Here is an 18,789-nt window from a genome sequence, read left to right on the forward strand (position 1 = left end):
TGGGTATCCCGTATCAGTGAGAGGGTGGCAGCCGGTTAAGTGGCAGCACCCTGGACAATGGTGAAAGAATTGCAGCGCGGATCGGTGTCCAGAATGCGCCAAGCACGACAAGGAAGGCGCCCAGAACCAGTATGGTCGAGGCTGTGCCGTTGCCGTCAAAAACCGTGCCTGTCAGCGTGACGCTATAGGCAATGGCAGCAATCAGGAACGACCGGCGGTCGATCACGATGGCGACAACAGCAAACAGCAGCAAAACCGCCAGCAACAGCAGGTACGCGGTGCCGGTGCCGTTTTCCAGCAAGCTCAGCGCGATAGTGTTGACCAGTGCGGGGGCGGCCACAACATGCAGCCAGAACCCCTGCGCCGAACGGCGGGTCACGCGGTGCGGATCGCTCATGTCAAAGAACATGGCCACGGCAAACACAAGCAACCCCACCGCCAGCGTGATCCAGGCAAAGGGACCACTAGCCGACAGCAGGAAATAGTCGGTTATGTTTGTGGGCGATCCCATTTGGATCGCCCCCATCATCATCGACAGGGCAAATACGCCAAGTGCAATCAGAGCCATCGCAAAGGGCACCCGAAACCGTAGCCAGTAGGCAGCGATGGCCACCGTGGTCAGGCCGATTGGCAATGGCAGGCTGGAATAGTTGGCCTGCGCAACCATGAAGGGTTCGGAGAACTGCGCGATCAGGCCAGCGCTTGCATTAAGCGCCCACAGGATCGACAGCGCAATCGCAGGCGCAACCATCCGTCGACGGCGGATGAAATATTCCGACAAACCCCACAGGACTGCCGCACCAACAACTGCCGCCAACACGGCTTTGTCCTGATAGGCACCAAGCGAGGTCGCAATGGATAGGCCTGCTACGGCTCCCCAACCCGTCGCCAGAATGATCAGACCGATAACGATGAAAATCTCGTTAAAGCCTTTGAACAACTCGAACGGCTCATCGCCTGCGGGCAGGCTTTCGCGTGCCCCGCGCCGGCTTTGTGCCAGCGCAAGCAGCGATGCCGCCTGTGCCTCGCTCAGAACGCCCGCGCCAACTGCGGCGCGCAGATCGTTGCGGTCAAGTTCGGTCATAAGATGGCTTTGAGTCGCCGCTTGGACTGATGGTTTCGACCGTCAGATTACCGTTGGTATAAACGCAAATGTCGGACGCAATCGCCATCGCATCCCGCGCCACGGCTTCGGCGTCGCGGTCGCTGTCCATCATGCCGCGGGCCGCTGCCAGCGCAAAATTGCCGCCCGACCCGATGGCCGCCACGTTATGTTCCGGCTCCAGTACATCGCCCGCGCCGGTGATCACGAAAATTTCGGCGCCGTCTGACACGATCAGCATCGCCTCGAGCTTTTGCAGGTATTTGTCGGTGCGCCAGTCCTTGGCCAGTTCAACGCTGGCACGTGCCAACTGGCCCGGTGTCGCTTCCAGCTTGGCCTCAAGCCGTTCGAGCAGGGCAAAGGCATCTGCCGTTGAACCCGCAAAGCCTGCGACCACATCAAAGCCGCCGGGTGATAGGCGACGCACCTTGCGTGCTGTGCCTTTGATGACCGTCTGGCCCAACGACACTTGTCCGTCGCCTGCGATCACCACTTTGCCGCCCTTTTTGACGCCGATAATCGTGGTCCCGTGCCATCCGGGAAAGTCGGATTTTTCCATGGTCGCTCTCCTGTGCCTTGAGGGCCTATATGGCGGTGGGCGCATCTGCACACAAGGGTTCGACCTTGTTCGCACCGGGACGGGCAGCTAGCAATGGCGCATGGGCACCCAAGAGACGGTCAGATTCTACCTTGAGGCAGGCTTGCGCGACAGCGCGGCAGCGGGTGCCCACAACTTCATCGGCAAGGTTGCGGGCGTGCTTGAAAATGCGGGGCTGCGTTGTGAATTTATCCATGGCACCGAGGCGGCGCGCCTCGCGGGTGCCGCGTCTGGTGGGCTGACGCTCAGCCATATGAAACCGCCCGTCGGCGTGCGCGGTCTGACCTTTCGGCGTGTCTATCACTACCCGTTCTGGCAGATCGACCAGACCGACCGGCGCTGGGGCTGGGACGTGGCGCGCAATGACTTTGTCGCCGATCAGATCGACCCGAAAGAGGCGCAGCGTTTCTATGCGTTTTGGCAAAAGCGGTTCTCTGATTGCGGCTTTGTCAAGCGGGATGGCGATCTGTCCGTTCGGGGTCATGGTTCTCTCCGAGGTCGCGCATTGCGCCTCATGATGGTTTTCGGTGGTGGATCGTCTCCAATGTCGTTTGCGGGGTGGGCAAGCGAGCCTGCGCCCCAACCGTTTTTACGAGATCGATCTACCTCCGTCCCGTCGGGACTTCGCTTCCCGCCTTCTCAGCGGCGGAAATTCAGATCAGGCAGTGGCCTCCTTTGTCCAGTGATAGTCCGCGCCAGATTTCCAGATCGTCAGCATCAGGACTGCGATCTTGCGCGCTGTTGCGACTGCGGCCTTTCGGAACCCGCGTCGTCCGGCCAGTCGCACAGCCCAGCTCTTCAGTGGCGAGAAACGCTTCACCTGGCGGATCAAGCAGGACGCTGCCTCGAACAGCAGTCCGCGCATCGTCCCGTCTCCGCACTTCGACACCCGTCCCGACCAATCCATTTCGCCAGACTGGTGCCTCTTTGGTGTGAGCCCGAGGAATGCGCCGACATCAGTCACCCGGCTGAACCGGTCTGGATTATCGACCAGGGCAATGAAGCTGAGCGCATTCACTGGCCCGACGCCAGGAATGGTCATCAGGCGACACGCAACGGGGTGGGCCTTTGCCTTTTTCTTCACAGCCTTATCGAGATTGTCCGCCGCTTGGCACAACGTGGAGTGGGCCGTAATAAACCCATCGGCGATGGCGCGCAGCACCGGATCGGTTTCCCCCGCTGCGGCCAGTTGGTCGCGAAAATTCTGGCGCTGCCGACCTTGGCCGATGCCGGTCATTCGGATGCCGAAGGTTTTCAGCACGCCCCGGATGTGACCTTCGAGGTCTTTGCGCAACCGGATCATCCGTTCTCGCGCACCGACCAGACTTCGCAGCCTGTCAGCATCTTCGCTGCGGATGTGGACCGGTGTAAACCAGCCGGTCCGCGCGAGCTGCGCCAGTCCTTCAGCATCAGCGGCATCGGACTTGTTGAGCCGGGCCGACAGAGCCTTGTGCGCCTTCCGGGCATCGATGCATGTCGCTGGAAGACCAAGCCTCATCATCCCGCGCTGCAGCCAGATCGAAAGCATCCCGCTCTCATGTACGATCCGGTGTGGCGTGAGCGATCGGTTGCGAAACCAACCTGCCACGCCCTCCGGGTCCGCAGGGCACGTCCCGCGCGCGATGGTCTTGCCATCATGATTGACAACGCAGATCGAAATTTCTTTCAGTGACACATCCAAACCAGCATAATGTTCCATAGGTCGTTCTCCTCACGGCTTATATCCATGAGGCCAACATACCGGACCTCGTTCGCCACTGGAGAGCGACCGCCGCAATCACACCATGTTGTTTGCCGATGCCCCAGCCCGCGCCGACAATGATGGCTTTGTCTACATGCCATTGCAAGGACGGCTGACCGAGCATCGGTCGTTTCAATCCTGCGCGCCGCTTGAGATGATCCACCGCACGCGCGCCGCATGGCCCGACCGGCGGATCGTGGCGGCATTGCACCCCAAAGAAGTCTATACCGACGCCGAGATTGCAGTACTTGAGGCCATAGCCGACCGCGATCCGCTGCTTGAGGTGCGCATTGGTGAGATGGACCGCCTGCTGCCCGCGTGCGATTGCGTGGTCACGCAAAACTCGTCAGCGGCGTTTAACGGCTATTTCTTTGGCAAGCCCGCGATCCTGTTCGCAGAGGTTGATTTTCACCATATCGCCCTGCGCGGTGATGATCCCGCCAACTTTCATCGTATTGCCGGTCACCGGCCCGATTACGCCAAATACATCTGGTGGTTCTTGCAATACCAGTCGATCAACGCGGGTCACCCGTCAGCACAAGCCAAGATTGCCGCGCGGCTGGCAAGGTTTGGTTGGCCAATCCCAGCACAATGAAAAAAGGCGCCCGATGCGGGCGCCTTTGGTCGTTTACTGACAGGGCGACGGATTAAATCGCGTCGTTGATCCAGTTTTGCAGCGCCGCTTTGGGTTTGGCGCCTGCCATGTTTGATACGACTTCGCCGTTCTTGAAGATAAACAGGGCGGGAATACCGCGCACACCCATCTGGGCTGGGGAATTCGGGTTCTCGTCAACGTTCACTTTGACGATTTTCACTTTGCCTTCCATCTCGGCCGACAGTTCTTCCAGCGACGGGCCGATCTGCTTGCACGGGCCGCACCATTCTGCCCAGAAATCCACGACAACGGGGATGTCCGAGTTTTTCACTTCGGCGTCAAAGGTAGCGTCTGTAACTGCAACGGTGGCCATAGGGGTGTCTCCTGCCAGCTTGAATGTGGACTAAGAACCTATGTAGCACCCATAGGATCGTCAAGGTACCCCGCCCGTTGCAACGCAGTCATGACCAATGTTGCAGGCAACGGCATCAACGTCTGATCGGTGGTCCACAAAATGGCCACGTCGATGCGTTTGCCCGAAAACACCTGTGACAGAGCCTGTGCATAGGCACCCATCTGCAACAGCAGCCCGTCGGGACAGTCTTCGGGTGTGGCGGGAACGACGCGGTTTGTTTTGTAATCAATCGCCAATATGTGATCATCATAAACCAGCAACCGGTCGATGACGCCGTGCAGGCGTTCGGGGCCAAGGTTGGCGGTTACCGGCACTTCGGCAAGTGTAGTTTCGGTGAACAGTCCGGCCAGATGGGGCGCGTGCAGCACCGCGCGGGCGTCCCCTGTGGCGGTTTCCCATATCTCGCCGGGCATTTCGACATAATCGCTGCGGCAGACGTCAATGATGGCGGGCCAATCGGTCGCGTTACGCCCCGCCATGCGCTCTAACAGCAGGTGAACAGCCGAGCCGAAGGATTTCGCGGCATCCTCATCCGTGCCCAAATCACCGGCCAATGCCTTGGCCCCGCCAAGGTCGGATGGTGACAGCGTTTTGGGTGGCTCGGGCGGGCGCCGGGCGGCCGTGCCGAACAGCGGATCAACCTGCGCTGTTTGCAAGACCTTGGGGGGCAGTTCAACCAATGGCGGCGCATTCCAGTCGCCATGACTGAACCGCTGGATCGTGCCCTGGTCGGTCAGCGTGTCCACTGCGCCCATCTGTCCGAGCGCGGTTTGCGCGATCTCGTACCAGCTGTCGCCATTCTTGCCCGCCTCGCCCGCGCCCGCGATAATCAGCCACTTTTCCGCGCGTGTCAGAGCCACATAAAGCAGCCGCAGCCGCTCTTCGGCGATGTCCTGCTTCATCCGATCCATCGTGTCGGCCACCATTTTTGGCATCTCGGCTGCCTTGGGCCTCCAAACCGGATGACCGCCTGCATCAATCACTTCGTCCAGCACGCGAATGTCGCGCTTTGCCGTGTCGGGCAGGATCACAATTGGTGCTTCCAGACCTTTCGATCCATGCACTGTCATCACACGGATCTGGTCCGATGCGCTGTCGATCTGACGTTTGATTTCCAGCTGGTCGGTGCGCATCCACACCAGAAAACCCGTCAGGCTGGGCACGTCCGTGCGTTCATAGGCCAGCGCCTGCGACAGCATCGCGTCAATCCCGTCTTCGGCCTCGACGCCCAGCCGCCCCAACAGCTTGCGCCGCCCGTCATGGCGCGTCAGTATCCGTTCGATCAGGTCGTAGGGTCGCAGATAATCCACATTGTCGCGCAGATCGCGCAGTACGGCGTAGGTTTCTGGAAATTCTGCGGCGCGGTCACGCAGCGCGGGCCACAAATGCGTCTGGCTGCGCGTGTGCGCCAACCCGAACAACTGCTGCTCGGTCCAACCGAACAGAGGCGAACGCAGAACCGTGGCCAGCGACAGGCTGTCCTCGGGTGTGGCCAGAAATGACAGCAGCGCCGCCAGATCTTTGACGGCCAGTTCGCCGCCTACCTTCAGCCGATCAGCCCCTGCAATCGGCAGGCCGCGTGCCTTGCACGCACGGATAATTTCCGAAAACAGGGTCGAACGGCGCTGCACAAGGATCAAAAAGTCGCCCGCGCGCACCTTGCGCCGCACATAGGTGCCGGGAGTGTCGCCATCGTCGGGGATGGTCTCGTTTTCCATTAGATGCTGGAGATGGTCGGCCACCTGATGTGCCAGCACCAGATTGTGATGTGTCGGGCTTAGCCTGTCGACGGGATCGTACCAGACGTTTTCTTCCTCTTTCGTGGCCTTTTCCAGAAACGGCCACAGATCGACCCGCCCCGGCAGATCGGTTTTGAACGCGATATGCTGCGCCTGTTTGGCAAAACCGGGCTGGGCGTCTTCGGAGAAACACGTATCGACCAGCCGCAACACTGCGGGCGAAGAGCGGAATGAAAAGTCCAGTGTACGCTCTTGAAACAGCTGCCCTGCACCCTCGATGCGGGTCTGGAACTCTTGCTGCATCCGGTGGAATTCGCGCGGGTCGGCCCCCTGAAACGAATAAATCGACTGTTTGGTGTCTCCGACCACGAACACCGTGCGCAGCACGTCCGCACGGGCACCATCGCCGCTGGCGAACTCCTCGGTCAGCTTGCGTACCACGTCCCACTGCGCGGGGCTGGTGTCTTGCGCCTCGTCCACCAGAATATGATCGATGCCGCCGTCGATACGGTACAACACCCACGCCGCGACCTTTTTATCATAGAGCAGGCTGCGCGCCTTGTTGATCAGATCGTCGAAGTCCAGCCAGCCGCGCAATTGCTTCGCCTGCGCGTAACGGTCCAGAAACGGCTGCGCAAACTGGTGCAGACTGTGCGTCTTGCGTGCCGCACCAAACGCAAGACGCAGCGCCCGCGTGTCTTCGACCCTGCGCATCAGGTCTTCTAATGCGGGCATTAGATCGGCCACTTTGGCCTGCGTCGGCTTGGTTGGAAAACTGCCCAGCTTGGCGGTAAAGGGTTCCTTGGCGCTGACGCCGGTCAAAAACACCTCTTCCATCACGGACAGTGCTGACAGGTCCATCCGGTTGATCTGTTGCAGTTTGTGCCCTGCCTTGGCGTCGTTGCCACCCTTGACTAGCAGATGCGGGATCAGCGCGCCCAGAATGTCGGCCTCGTTGCCCAGCAGAACGCGGGCAGCGACAGCGTCCGCCGTCAGGTCTGCGGGCAGATCGAACAGATTCAGACAGCCAGCCCAGTCCAGCGCAGGCGAAAACCCCGCCTGCTGACCGACAATCTCGCGCGTCAGCTTGCCGAAATCTTCGCCGGTGTATTGCGTAGCAAGGGCGCGCACGACTGCACTTTCGCCACCCAGCGCCATTTGGTCGACGATGTCCGCACGCAGCATGTCGGCGGCGCGGTCTTCGATCTCGGTGAATTGTGGGCTGACCTGCGCCTCTAGCGGAAAGCGTCGCAACAAAGCTGCGCAGAACGAATGGATTGTCTGGATTTTCAATCCGCCCGGCGTTTCGATCGCACTGGCGAACAGGGTCCGCGCACGGCGCAGCGCGTCGGTACCGGTGGCGTGCCCTGCCCCCAGATCGGTCAGCGATTGCGCCAGTTCCGCATCGGGCAGCATCGCCCAAGCGCCCAGTCGTTTGAACAGCCGGTTCTGCATCTCGGACGCTGCCGCTTTGGTATAGGTCAGACACAGGATGTGTTGCGGCTCAACCTCGTCCAGCAACAGCCGCGCCACGCGGTCCGTCAGCACCCGTGTCTTGCCCGAACCGGCATTGGCCGAAAGCCATGTTGACGCATCAGGCCGCGCCGCCTCAAGCTGGCGCAGGGTGGCCTCGTCCATAACGGTCATGTCACATCCTCGGGCGTGGCTTTGGTGCCGGTGTCCCATTCGCCGTAGCGGGCCAGCTGATCATAGTCTTCCTCATCCACCTCGGATCGCGGCGCACGACGGGCGGTAAAGCCCTTTTCAGGGTCTAAATAGGCCATCAGCAACACCCGCAAATCCTCAAGCGTCTTTTCCGGTGGTTCGTCCAGCAGCGGGGCCGCGACCTCTTCGGGGATCGATCCCAGTCCGATATAGACGGCGCTGAGCACTGGACGCATGCCGACGGATTTGAACCCGCCTTCCTCCAGAATTGCCGCCTCGATCAGCAGTTGCTTGTCGAAATGCTTTTGCACAGCGGGTTTGGGGGCTGATCCGGTTTTGTAATCGTAAAGGATCGCAGACCCGTCCGCGGTTTCGTCGATCCGGTCGGCACGGCAGGCGACGGTCATGCCAATATCCTCAAGCGTCAGCGCGCCCATGGCGTCCCTTTCCAGCGCCAGCGGCGTGGCGGTCTTGCGGCGCGCCTGTTCCTGCATCACGAACCAGTCCGCAACGCGCGCGATCCGCGCCTGCCAAAGCGTGCGGAAGGTGGGCCACGGCACCACCTCGGCCAGAACCGCATCGGCGGTTTGTATCAGATGCGCGGCGGTCAACGTGGTCGGATCGTCCAGCGTCATCGGCAGGAAACGCTCCATGATCTCATGCAGCACGACGCCGCGAAGCCGTGCATCGGCGTCTTGCACCAGTGGGTTCAGTGGGCGCAGGCGCAAGCAATGCTTGGCGTAAACGGCATAGGGGTCGCGGATCAGCCGCTGAATATCGGTGACATACAGCGTCCGAGGGCGCGCAGCGACAGGGGGGCGCGGCGACGGGCGGTAGGCCGGGGAAACCTCAGTAGCTTTCTCCAGCGCACGTGCTTTTGCCAGCCACGCATCACCGCGTTCTTGCGCTGCTTTCAACGCCTCCGGGCCACCGGTGGATGGCAGACCCTGCAACAGGTTCTGCATCCGGTTGATCCACCGCGACGGGATGGTTTCGGCGTCATCCGAGCGGACCGCGCGGGTGATCCAGACCTCGGGCGCCGCTACCGCCTGTTGAAAGTCATGCGCCGCCAGACCGATACGGCGTTCGGGCAAAAGCAGCCCCGCCTTGTGCCGCATCACACGGTTCAGCCACGGGTCGGGCGCGGGCGCTTCGGGCCATGTACCGTCGTTCATGCCGCCCAGAATGACCAGATCGGCCCCCTGAACGCGCGCCTCAAGTGTCCCCCAGATCATCACACCGGCAAAAGGCGCATCGCGGTCGCGCACCTCGCCCCCCGCCAACAGCGCACCGACCAGATCGGCATAATCCGCCGCTGACATCGAGCCGCCCAGGTCCGCTTCGTCTGCCAGCGCATCCATGATCCGCCGTGCTTCGCCGCCTGCGGATTTGTCCCACAGCCCGCCACTGTCTTCGGCCTCTTGGCCTCCCGCCAGCGCTTCGGTCAGGCTGCGGTGCACGGCGACCCAATCCGACAATTCGTGTTCGTCGCTAACATCCCTGTGGCAGATCGTTTCCGCCAGCCATGCAGCCCAGGCGGTGATCCGTGCGACTTCGTCAGCGTCGTTGACCGCACGTCCTGCCGTTGCCACCAGCGTATCGGGTGTCGGATAGGGCAGTCCCTCTTTGCGGATCTGCAATTCCAGCCGCTGGGTGTTCAACTGGTGACGGTTGCGCGTGGCAGTGCTGTGCACCAACGGGTGTTTCAGCAAGGTCAGCAAGGCCTCGGCGTCCAACGTATCGCGCAGAAGAGATGCAGTGTGCCGCAACAGCCGCCCCGGAGGAGACAGATGCAGCGGCACGCCCGCGCTGTCATCGGGCAGAATATCCCAACGGTCCAGCGCTGCCGTAACCTGACGCCCCAACATCCTGTCCGGGGTGATCAATGCCGCCGTCTCGCCCCGCTCGGCGGCCAGACGCAGGCGCATGGCAATCGCCAGCGCCTCGGCGCGCGGGGTTTCGGCATTGACCATCGTCACGCCGTCCAGCGCAGTGGCCAGCCCGTCCAGCTTGGGCCCTTCGATCAGCCATGCATCGGTTACGGGCGCAGGGCGCAGCGCCAGCGACACCAGTTTGTTGCGCACGGGGTCCGGCGGCGCGGTGGAGGTCCATTCCGCCACTTGCGTCGCGTGCATGTCCAAGGCGCGCGCGATGCTTTGAAAACGGTATTGAGGGTGATCTTCGGCCAGAAGCCCGTCGGACAGGTTCGACCAAACCTCGGGCGGCATGTCGAAATCGAAGCCGGGCAATACAACTGCACCTTGTGGCAATCTTGCCACCGCCTGCATCAGCATTTGCACAGTGCCGCGCGATCCGGTCGAACCGGCGACGATCACCGGATGTTGCGGCGGTTCATGCTCCCATTGTTCGATCAGTGCAGTGACAACTGCACGGTGCCGCGCCTGTCCGTCCATTTGGTCGGTGCGCGGCCCCAGATAGGTTTCGGCGATGCGGATGAACGTCTTGGCGCGCTCCCAATGCCCCGATTGATCAGAGACATCAAGCTCGGTCACTGCCTCGATCGGCACGCCCTCGCCTTGAATCTCGTCCAGCAACGCGGCCAGACTGTCGGACAGATCGAACAGCGATGCGCGCGGTGCCAAGTCGGTCTGGCGGTCGAGCAGACCCGCGACCAGCTGGATCAGCTCCAGCCGCCTGCGCAACGGTGGCACGGCCGGGGGCGGCACCGGACCGCTCAGCAACCCATCAAGACCTGTCACCAAATGCACGCGCGGCAACAAGCCGGCGGGGCCAAGATCAAACAGTGCGCGCAACCGGCGCTGCATCCGCGTGGTGTTCACGATCAGATCAACGCGCGCAATCGCCGTGGGGTCTTTGTCGGGAAGCCGTGCGCGCAGCCCGTCGATCAGCGCTGCCGGGAAATCCACGCCGGGTGGCAAACCGAACAGGCGCGGGGTGTCCGAGGGTTCAAACATCGGCAACGATCATTTTTTCGGCCATCTCAATACCCTCGGGGTGGCCCACGTCGCACCAACGGCCTGTATGCTCTACGCCGAACAGGCGGTCGTCTTGCAGCATCATGTCCCACAGCAGGTTCAGGGAGAAACTGGTCTGGACAATTTCGGACAGACGGTTGGTTTTTATGATCTGCACGCCGCCATAAACCGCACCCTGTCCCCGTTGCAGTCGTCCGTCACGACCTACGTTAAAATCACCCTGCCCCGCATAGCCCACGGTTTGCGCCACAGGCACGCACATCAGTAAAGCGTCCATTTGCGCCGGATTCCATGCCGCGCGCAGTGCTTGCAACGGATTGGCGCCGGTCCAGATCGCATCGGGGTTCACAGTGAACACCGGCCCGTCCCCCAGCAGAGGCAGGGCGTTTCTTAGCCCGCCACCGGTCTCCAAGATCGCGCCTGTCTCGGTTACGGTTTGCACTCCGGTGCCTGCCAGATGCGTTTCCAGAACTTGCGGCAAATAATGCAGGTTGGCGACAATCCGGTCGGGCGACACGGTCCGCACCATCTCAAGCGCGTGGTCGATCAAGGGTCGCCCGGCCACAGCCACCATCGGCTTGGGGCGGTCTTGGGTCAGGTGTCGCATCCGCGTGCCAAACCCCGCCGCAAAGATCATTACCGCTGTTTCGCGCATCGGCTTTTTATCCGGTTCAGGGTTTGGACATCGGGTACGGGCAGTCCGGTCAGCAGATCGGCCAGTGGTGCGGCGTCTGGGTGTTTCAGATTGGTCTGGATATGGCCCCACACCCGCGGGATCAGATCGACATAGTGCGCCTTACCGTCACGGATGGACAGGCGGGCAAAAACGCCTAGAATGCGTAGATTGCGTTGCAGGCCCAGCAGGGCATAGGCACGTGCAAATCCGGTCGCGTCCTGCGTGGTGACGGTGGTATAGCGTTCGATCATCTGCGTCTCGATGCTGGCAGGTACATCGCGCCGCGCGTCTTGCAGGATCGACACCAGATCATAGGCGGGATGCCCCGCCATCGCATCCTGAAAATCCAGCAGGCCGACACGGGCGAAGCCATCTCGGTCGGGCAGCCACAGCAGGTTTTCGGCGTGATAGTCGCGCTGGATCAATACTGGCGCAGTGGCGTCCAGCGGAGCAAGCGCTGCGTGAAAGGCCGTGCTGAATCGCGCCTTTTCTTGGGTATTTACCGCACCCGTCGCACCCGCCTGATACCAGTCAAAGGCCAGCGCAGCGAGCGGGGTCATGGTGTCGGCGTCATAAGCAGCCAGCGCAGGTGGCGTGGCACGGTGAAGCGCGACCAAAACGTCGGTAGCGGCCTGATAGAGTGGCAGTTCCAACGCAGGCTCGCGTGTCAGAACGCGGGCAAACAGATCATCGCCGAGATCCTCCAGCAGCAGAAACCCGTGTGTGTCGTCCTGTGCCAGAATGGCAGGTGCGCTCAGGCCCTGTGCCCGCAGAAACGTAGCGATATGCACAAAAGGACGCACGTCTTCGCCCTTTTCGGGCGGTGCGTCCATCAAAATGGCAGTGTTGCCGGCGGAGATCGTCAGCCGGTCATACCGTCTGTTAGACGCATCTCCTGCAACCGTGGTGCGGGTGGCGTCCTGCCAGCCAGCGGTGGTGATGAAGTGTGCCATTCGGGTTGCGCGGTCGGTCATGTTTGCAGTCCTGCCAATCGGTCTCGCCACTTTGGATCGCTCCATGTGGCGTGCACCACGCGTGCCCCCTCATCCGGCGCGGGGGCCAGCGTGAGATGCAGGGCAGATTCAGGGGTCAATTCGCCCAGACGGTCGGGCCATTCGATCAGGCAGATCGCATCTTCGAAGGCATCAATCAGGCCTAGTTCCTCGACTTCGAATGTTGAGGTCAACCGGTACAGATCGCTATGCCACAGTGCCCCGTTTTGCGTGTCATAGGTCTGGACCAGCGTGAATGTGGGTGACGGCACATCTTCGTCCGACAACAGGATCGCACGGATCAGGGCACGCGCCAGATGGGTCTTGCCCGCGCCCACTGGCCCATCCAGCAGGATCACGTCGCCGGGCAACAGGCGCACGCCCAGCGCCGCGCCAAATGTGGCGGTTGCTTCTGGAGTCGGGAAAAGGGTTTCAAAGTGGTCTGCCGCCATGGCAGCAACCTACCTTGCGTGTCACCAGCCGCAAGTGAAATGGCTGCGCTGGGTCAGCCTGTCTGCGCGATCGTCAGGTGGTCGGGCTGGTTTGGCATCCGGTCCCCGAGTACACGAAACTTTAGCATCGTAGCTCCGCCGGTCAGGGGCGTGATGGTGCACTGGATGTCAACGCTATCGGTCGTTTCAAGATCAACCTGCCATTCTGTACGCGGACCTGTTGATTTCACAAAATCGCGGATTTCGTCCCAAGCAGTGGTGGGCACGCATTTCGCACGCCAGACCTGAACGGAATCATTAATCGTAATGTCGGCAAAACTGCGATCGGGATCAAAGCCCCACATCTGCGAATAGACGCAGTTGCACAGTGTCAGAACGCCCGCCGGCGTAAACACCGCCAACCCAACTGACAGTGCATCCATCATCGACTGGCCCATCTCCAGTTCGGCACGAAAGTTACGGGTCAAAGCGATTTCGGCGCTGATGTCTTCGATCAGAAAGGCCACAGCGCGGTCGGGATGCGGTTTACCACTGACGCGGTAGGTCTGGCCCGATTCCAGCGTCCATATCTCCAAATACCGGCCATCTGAGGCGGCCTTGATCAACTCTGCGATGTCCTGCCGCCACGACCCGTAATTTTTCGGCTCTGGCATCATCCGGTTTTCGCGCAGATGGTCAAAGAAAGACAAAAGATAAGGCTGCGTGCTGAGAAACTCGGCGGGCAGGCGTGTCAGGTCGACCAGTGCCGGATTGAATAGGGCAAGCTGTCCCTTACGGTCGAAAATGGCCAGACCGATGGACAATTGCGCAAAGGTTTTAGCCAGAGTTTGTACAAAATTGCGCTGGGCCACCTCGGCGTCGATAACCGCGTCGATGTTGACGGCATGGGCCACGATGACGCCATCCACATCTTGTTGCGATGCATCGAACCAGCGTGTTTTTCCGTCCGGGTGGGTCGTTATCGCGGCACGTCGGTGGATCGGCGTGGCAGCAGACCCCAAAACATCGTCAAACAGCGCGATATCGGCGTCGCCCTGTCCAACACTTTGCGCCAGTTCGTCATAGGCTGCGTTTTTCCAGGTGATGTGGCCCTGCTGGTTCTTTTGCCACATCGGATAGGGTGCAGAGACGCTGGAGCGTTCAAGCGTGTCAATTTTAGCCTGCAACAATTTCAGTTGAGCGTGGTAGCCCACGCTTTCATTCCGGTCACCGGACAGGCTCATCTCGATCAGGTCACGGCGTTTTTCCACGGTCAAAACCGCGCCATCTCCCGGCATCAGGGCCTGCATATGTTGCACCCCGTCATCCAGAACTGCGGGATCTGGAGGGAGGTTCTGAAACCGGTACCGCAATTGGGCTTGCGCACTGTCCCACGTCAGATCGTCCAATGTGCTGTTAAACGCAACAAGGGCCGCAGGGCTGGCATGGGTTGCAAGGTCACCTTCGAATAAAACCTTGATATCGCTCGCATCCCCTGCGCCCTCAATCTTGCGGCCAAACCCAAACCAGCAACACAACCCAAGAACGGCAGCCGCCGAAAAGCAGGAAACAAGGACAAGTGTGATGATGTCGATCAGCGGCATTGCAAGCCTCGGTTCGCTTTTTACGTGTGCAACCAAAAACAAGAATAGGTTAATAGGTCATTAACCGATTGGGATGATCAAACGGAAAATCGTATGTTCGGCCCCAATTTTGCCGCCGGTGCTTCGATCAGATTGCGTTTCCACACGACTTCGACAATGGCACCCAACTGCGTTTGACGTATTTGGCGCTGCGCGGTGTACGGATCCGAGCCGTTTTCAAAGTTCAGTTCGGCCCCTGATCTTTCCAGAAGAGTTTTGGCGATGAACAGACCCAAGCCCATGCCGTCATAGGCCGGACGCGTCTGTCTGTCTGCCACGGATCGGCGCCGCTTTACAAAAGGATCGCCGATCCGGCCCAGCATTTGCGGAGGATATCCGGGCCCGTCGTCCATGATTCTGAGAGTGATTGTGCTGTCGGTCCAGTGCGCCTCGATCCAGACATTGGCCGCCGCGAAATCCACTGCGTTCTGTATCAGGTTGCGCAGACCGTGGATGATTTCGGGTTTGCGCAGGATCGACGGTTGATCAATTTCGTCTCCGGCGTCCGGATCATGCGTGTAATGGATGTGCTTGCCGCGATGACTGTGCGGCTCGGCGGCCTCGGAGATGACGGACATCAGCGGGGCTTGCCGCAAATGCAGGTCGTCTTTGCCTGCGTGCCCCATGTCCCGCAGGATGTCACGGCAGCGATCGGCCTGATCACGGATCAGCATGGCATCCTCGCGCAGTTCGGGGTCTTCCAGTTCTTCTATCAGCTCGGCGCTGGCCAGTTTGATGGTTGCAAGTGGTGTGCCCAGTTCATGTGCGGCTGCGGCCACCACACCGGCCAGATCCGTCAGCTTTTGCTCGCGTGCCAGCGCCATTTGCGTGGCAGACAGCGCATCGGACATTGAATCCATTTCCGATGTCACCCGCCGCGAATAGGCACCGATGAATATGATCGCAATCACCAGCGCGGTCCATTGGCCGAACACAAAGATGTCCGGTATGCGCAGAATGGCCCCCTGATCGGTGAGCAAGGGAAAGTGGTACTGTGACAGGATCGTCACCAGAACAATCGCGGTGCCACCTGTCATGATGGCCGACCGCGCGGTCAGCACCGCGGCAGAGGTTGTCACCGGCCCCAACATCAACAGTGCAAAGGGGTTGTGCAGCCCGCCCGTCAGAAACAGCAATACCGCCAGTTGCAGCAGGTCGAACATCACCATCATCAGGTTTTCGACTTCGCTAAGGCGTTTGTTTTCGGGAAAGACAAAGATCGCGATCAGATTGCCGATCACTGACACGCCAATCACCAGATAGCACAGCCCCAGTTCAAGTTGCAGGCCATAAAGCCGCTGCGCCACGGTGATGGCTGTCAGCTGCCCGATGATCGCCACCCAGCGCAGCAATATCAACGTCCGCAAGCGTATCCAGCTTGAACGCTGGGTGCGTGCCATCTGGTCAAGATCAGGTTGGGCCATTATGTCACGATGCTGTTCATTGTATTTCGCACTAGGGCTACGTACCAGTGTTCCACGCAGCGCCAACAGGCGCAATCCTTAGCCGGAGGCCATCATGACCCGCCTTTTCTCCATTCTTGCTGCTGTTGCGGTTGTTGCCGTGGTCGGCGGCACCTTTCTTTTTACCCGCATGGGTGCGGACGACCGGTTTGCCGAATGTCGCGGCAGTGCGGTTGCTGGCGGCGCAGGCCAGATTGGCGGCCCTTTCGAGCTGGTGAATGGTAAGGGCGAGACGGTCACCGATAAGGATGTGATTACCGAACCGTCGCTAGTTTACTTTGGCTATACCTTCTGTCCTGACGTCTGCCCCTTTGATGTGGCCCGCAATTCCGATGCGCTGGACGTTTTGGCAGACAGGGGAATTTCAGCCGCGGGGGTATTCATCTCGATCGACCCTGCGCGCGATACGCCGGAAGTTGTGGGCGAATATGCCGATGCGATGCATGAAAAAATGATTGGTCTGACCGGATCCCCCGAACAGGTCAAAGCGGCAAGTCAGGCCTATAAAACTTACTACAAGGCGCATCCGGCTGATGATGATCTGTATCTGGTGGATCACTCGACGTTCACCTATCTGGTGCTGCCCGAAACGGGTTTTGTGGACTTTTTCCGACGCGAAGTGTCACCCGAAGAAATGGCCGACCGGGTGCAGTGCTTTGTTGATCACTCTTAGGTGAGGTTTGACGCGGCCTGCCGCGCGCTACATAGTCACCGAAAAGGTTCTTAAATGCAGGAGAGACGGTATGGCTGAGGTTAGCCCCGAGGATATCGGTGAAGACAAGTCGCTGCTGCTGGTGGACGATGACGAGCCTTTTCTGCGACGTCTGGCCAAAGCAATGGAAAAGCGCGGTTTCGAGATTGAAACCGCCGATTCCGTCGCTGCAGGACGTGCCATCGCCACAGCCCGGCCACCCGCCTATGCGGTGGTCGATCTGCGTCTGGAGGATGGCAACGGTCTGGACATCGTCGAGGTGCTGCGTGAACGCCGCCCCGATGCGCGGGTTGTTGTATTGACCGGGTATGGCGCAATTGCCACTGCCGTTGCTGCGGTCAAGATCGGTGCCACCGACTATCTTTCGAAACCTGCGGATGCGACCGACATCACCAACGCCCTGTTGGCGCGCGGCGATGATCTGCCCCCACCCCCCGAAAACCCGATGAGCGCGGACCGTGTGCGTTGGGAGCATATCCAGCGGGTCTATGAATTGTGCGACCGCAATGTCAGCGAAACCGCGCGACGCCTGAACATGCACCGCCGGACGTTGCAGCGCATTCTGGCGAAACGCTCGCCGCGCTGATTGCCAGTGACGGGCTATTTCAGATCGAAGCGCTTGCTGATCTTGTTGACCACTTGACCGCTGTCCAGCTTTACGCCTTCGTCAATGGCCCAGTCGCGAAAGCCGCGGCTTTGGTAATAGGTCAGACCACCCTCGTTGTCGGCGCGGATGGTGGCGTTGATCCAGTCATAACCCAGATCCTTGGCCGCCTTGCGCGTCGCATCGAACAGCGCCGACCCGATACCCAGACCGGTGCGCCCCAATTGCACAAAGCTGGCAACATCGCAGGCTTGCGGTGGCAATTTCGCGTGCGGTGCGACCCATTGAAAGCCGACTACAGCCTCGGTGTCGTCCAGAGCCACCTGCCACGCCGAGCGGTCGGCATCGACAGTCATCCAGTCTTTCAGATCCGTTGCAGTCACCGGACGGGTCAGCGCAGTTGTCCCGCCCGTTTCAATGATCGCATTCAACAGATGCGCCATCGACGCGGCATCCAGCGCCGTGGCATGGCGCACGCGGATCATGGCAGTAGCCCCAGCAATTCGGTGTGACGCGCGGTAAACTCGGCGCGCGTCTCGACGGGAGGACGCAGGACAATCGACAGCCCGTCCATAAGCGTGGGATCAGGTTTGCCAAATATCTTGTCGGCTTCGGTCTTGGAAAAGCCCGCGATTTCCGTCGCCTCCATCCAAGCACTGACGGTATCGGCCTTTTTGATCTGCTTTTTCACGGCCACAGGCACCTTGGCTGGCAGTCCAAAGCGCAGATGCACTGCCGCCTCCAACCGTTCGTCCAGCACGCCATATCTTGGCCCGATGGCTGCCTTCACCGGCGAGATCATGTCGCCAATCACATATTCGGGCGCATCATGCAGCAACGCCGCCAGACGCCATTTCACAGGGGCGTTCGGGGCGATGCGGCCATAGATGGTTTCGACCAGCAATGAGTGCTCGGCGACCGAGTAAGCATAATCGCCCCGCGTCTGCCCGTTCCATCGCGCGACAAAGGCCAGTCCGTGCGCAATGTCCTCAATTTCGATGTCCACTGGGGTCGGATCCAGCAGGTCCAGACGCCGCCCCGAAAGCATCCTTTGCCAGGCTCTGGGTGCTGTCTTTGATGCGCGTGCCATGTAACCTCTTGCAAAAGAACGGAACCATTTCGTGCTTTTCGAGTTTTAACCTTGAAGGAGCATATCATGAAACCCGTATTGACCATCGCCGCACTGATTTTCTCGGTCTCGACCGCTTTGGCCGGTGGGGTCTGCATGTCCAGCGCTGAAATGGAAGCTTCGCTGGTGGACTGGTACGGTGAAACACCCGTTGCAGGCCAAGAAGCCAAAGACACCCAGCTGTGGGTATCCGAGCGGAATGGAACATGGTCGCTGGTGCAATATCTGCCCGACGGCAACAGCTGCGTTCTGGACTCTGGCAAGGACTGGAATAGCGATGGGGACGCTGGCGAATTGCTGGCGATGCTGACCGACTAAGATCCACAT

18 protein-coding genes are annotated in these 18,789 nt (G+C 60.3%); 4 read left to right on the forward strand and 14 right to left on the reverse strand.

Going from position 1 to position 18,789, the window contains the following annotated elements; all coding sequences use genetic code 11:
- Positions 1-13: 13 nt before the first annotated feature.
- The 4 genes from SULPSESMR1_RS15805 to SULPSESMR1_RS15820 form a co-directional block, all read right to left on the reverse strand.
- Positions 14-1,084: a hypothetical protein gene (locus tag SULPSESMR1_RS15805; RefSeq protein ID WP_089421734.1), complete on the reverse strand. Its 1,071-nt coding sequence runs from the start codon at positions 1,082-1,084 to the stop codon at positions 14-16.
- On the reverse strand, positions 1,071-1,661 hold the full coding sequence (gene hslV / locus SULPSESMR1_RS15810) for an ATP-dependent protease subunit HslV (RefSeq protein WP_089421735.1): 591 nt from the start codon (positions 1,659-1,661) through the stop codon (positions 1,071-1,073). Before hslV ends, SULPSESMR1_RS15805 begins: the two co-directional genes overlap by 14 nt.
- Positions 1,662-1,686: 25 nt before the next feature.
- Positions 1,687-2,184 carry a hypothetical protein gene (locus tag SULPSESMR1_RS15815; protein ID WP_089421736.1) on the reverse strand — a complete coding sequence of 166 codons (498 nt, stop codon included), beginning with the start codon at positions 2,182-2,184 and terminating at the stop codon, positions 1,687-1,689.
- Between the two features lie 174 nt (positions 2,185-2,358).
- A complete protein-coding gene (locus SULPSESMR1_RS15820) occupies positions 2,359-3,399 on the reverse strand; it encodes an IS110 family transposase (RefSeq protein WP_089419165.1) in 1,041 nt (346 codons plus the stop codon).
- A gap of 85 nt (positions 3,400-3,484) precedes the next feature.
- Here SULPSESMR1_RS15820 and SULPSESMR1_RS15825 point away from each other — a divergent pair, with 85 nt between their 5' ends.
- Positions 3,485-4,036: a hypothetical protein gene (locus tag SULPSESMR1_RS15825; protein WP_089421737.1), complete on the forward strand. Its 552-nt coding sequence runs from the start codon at positions 3,485-3,487 to the stop codon at positions 4,034-4,036.
- 52 nt (positions 4,037-4,088) lie between these two features.
- Here the strand turns inward: SULPSESMR1_RS15825 and trxA are convergent, their stop codons facing one another.
- From trxA to regB, 8 genes are all read right to left on the reverse strand, one after another.
- Positions 4,089-4,409, reverse strand: a complete 321-nt coding sequence (gene trxA, locus SULPSESMR1_RS15830; RefSeq protein WP_028955559.1) for a thioredoxin — start codon at positions 4,407-4,409, stop codon at positions 4,089-4,091.
- A 38-nt stretch (positions 4,410-4,447) separates the two neighbouring features.
- Entirely contained in the window at positions 4,448-7,837 is a 3,390-nt protein-coding gene (gene addA / locus SULPSESMR1_RS15835; RefSeq protein ID WP_089421738.1) for a double-strand break repair helicase AddA, read from the reverse strand.
- Positions 7,834-10,791 carry a double-strand break repair protein AddB gene (gene addB, locus SULPSESMR1_RS15840; protein WP_089421739.1) on the reverse strand — a complete coding sequence of 986 codons (2,958 nt, stop codon included), beginning with the start codon at positions 10,789-10,791 and terminating at the stop codon, positions 7,834-7,836. Before addB ends, addA begins: the two co-directional genes overlap by 4 nt.
- Positions 10,784-11,467 carry a nucleotidyltransferase family protein gene (locus SULPSESMR1_RS15845; RefSeq protein ID WP_240311427.1) on the reverse strand — a complete coding sequence of 228 codons (684 nt, stop codon included), beginning with the start codon at positions 11,465-11,467 and terminating at the stop codon, positions 10,784-10,786. Before SULPSESMR1_RS15845 ends, addB begins: the two co-directional genes overlap by 8 nt.
- A complete protein-coding gene (locus SULPSESMR1_RS15850; RefSeq protein WP_089421740.1) occupies positions 11,449-12,462 on the reverse strand; it encodes an aminoglycoside phosphotransferase family protein in 1,014 nt (337 codons plus the stop codon). The genes SULPSESMR1_RS15845 and SULPSESMR1_RS15850 overlap by 19 nt, the downstream gene beginning before the upstream one ends.
- Positions 12,459-12,932 carry a tRNA (adenosine(37)-N6)-threonylcarbamoyltransferase complex ATPase subunit type 1 TsaE gene (tsaE, locus tag SULPSESMR1_RS15855; protein WP_089421741.1) on the reverse strand — a complete coding sequence of 158 codons (474 nt, stop codon included), beginning with the start codon at positions 12,930-12,932 and terminating at the stop codon, positions 12,459-12,461. Before tsaE ends, SULPSESMR1_RS15850 begins: the two co-directional genes overlap by 4 nt.
- A 53-nt stretch (positions 12,933-12,985) precedes the next feature.
- Positions 12,986-14,515 (reverse strand): PAS-domain containing protein, encoded by a 1,530-nt coding sequence (locus SULPSESMR1_RS15860; RefSeq protein WP_089421742.1) that lies wholly within the window; start codon positions 14,513-14,515, stop codon positions 12,986-12,988.
- A gap of 77 nt (positions 14,516-14,592) precedes the next feature.
- Complete coding sequence (regB, locus tag SULPSESMR1_RS15865) at positions 14,593-15,978, reverse strand: sensor histidine kinase RegB (RefSeq protein WP_089421743.1); 1,386 nt, start codon at positions 15,976-15,978, stop codon at positions 14,593-14,595.
- A gap of 94 nt (positions 15,979-16,072) precedes the next feature.
- Here regB and SULPSESMR1_RS15870 point away from each other — a divergent pair, with 94 nt between their 5' ends.
- Positions 16,073-16,690: an SCO family protein gene (locus SULPSESMR1_RS15870; RefSeq protein WP_089421744.1), complete on the forward strand. Its 618-nt coding sequence runs from the start codon at positions 16,073-16,075 to the stop codon at positions 16,688-16,690.
- 70 nt (positions 16,691-16,760) lie between these two features.
- Entirely contained in the window at positions 16,761-17,315 is a 555-nt protein-coding gene (locus tag SULPSESMR1_RS15875) for an ActR/PrrA/RegA family redox response regulator transcription factor (protein WP_089421745.1), read from the forward strand.
- 14 nt (positions 17,316-17,329) lie between these two features.
- Here SULPSESMR1_RS15875 and SULPSESMR1_RS15880 read toward each other — a convergent pair whose 3' ends face one another.
- Positions 17,330-17,818: a GNAT family N-acetyltransferase gene (locus tag SULPSESMR1_RS15880; protein ID WP_089421746.1), complete on the reverse strand. Its 489-nt coding sequence runs from the start codon at positions 17,816-17,818 to the stop codon at positions 17,330-17,332.
- Positions 17,815-18,423, reverse strand: a complete 609-nt coding sequence (locus SULPSESMR1_RS15885; RefSeq protein ID WP_089421747.1) for an HD domain-containing protein — start codon at positions 18,421-18,423, stop codon at positions 17,815-17,817. The genes SULPSESMR1_RS15880 and SULPSESMR1_RS15885 overlap by 4 nt, the downstream gene beginning before the upstream one ends.
- A gap of 66 nt (positions 18,424-18,489) precedes the next feature.
- Here SULPSESMR1_RS15885 and SULPSESMR1_RS15890 point away from each other — a divergent pair, with 66 nt between their 5' ends.
- The gene (locus SULPSESMR1_RS15890) at positions 18,490-18,780 is read left to right on the forward strand and encodes a hypothetical protein (protein ID WP_089421748.1); all 291 of its coding nucleotides are present in this window, start codon (positions 18,490-18,492) and stop codon (positions 18,778-18,780) included.
- The last annotated feature ends 9 nt before the right edge of the window (positions 18,781-18,789 follow it).

The sequence above is a fragment of the Pseudosulfitobacter pseudonitzschiae genome (genome assembly GCF_002222635.1).
GTDB classification, from domain to species: domain Bacteria; phylum Pseudomonadota; class Alphaproteobacteria; order Rhodobacterales; family Rhodobacteraceae; genus Pseudosulfitobacter; species Pseudosulfitobacter pseudonitzschiae_A.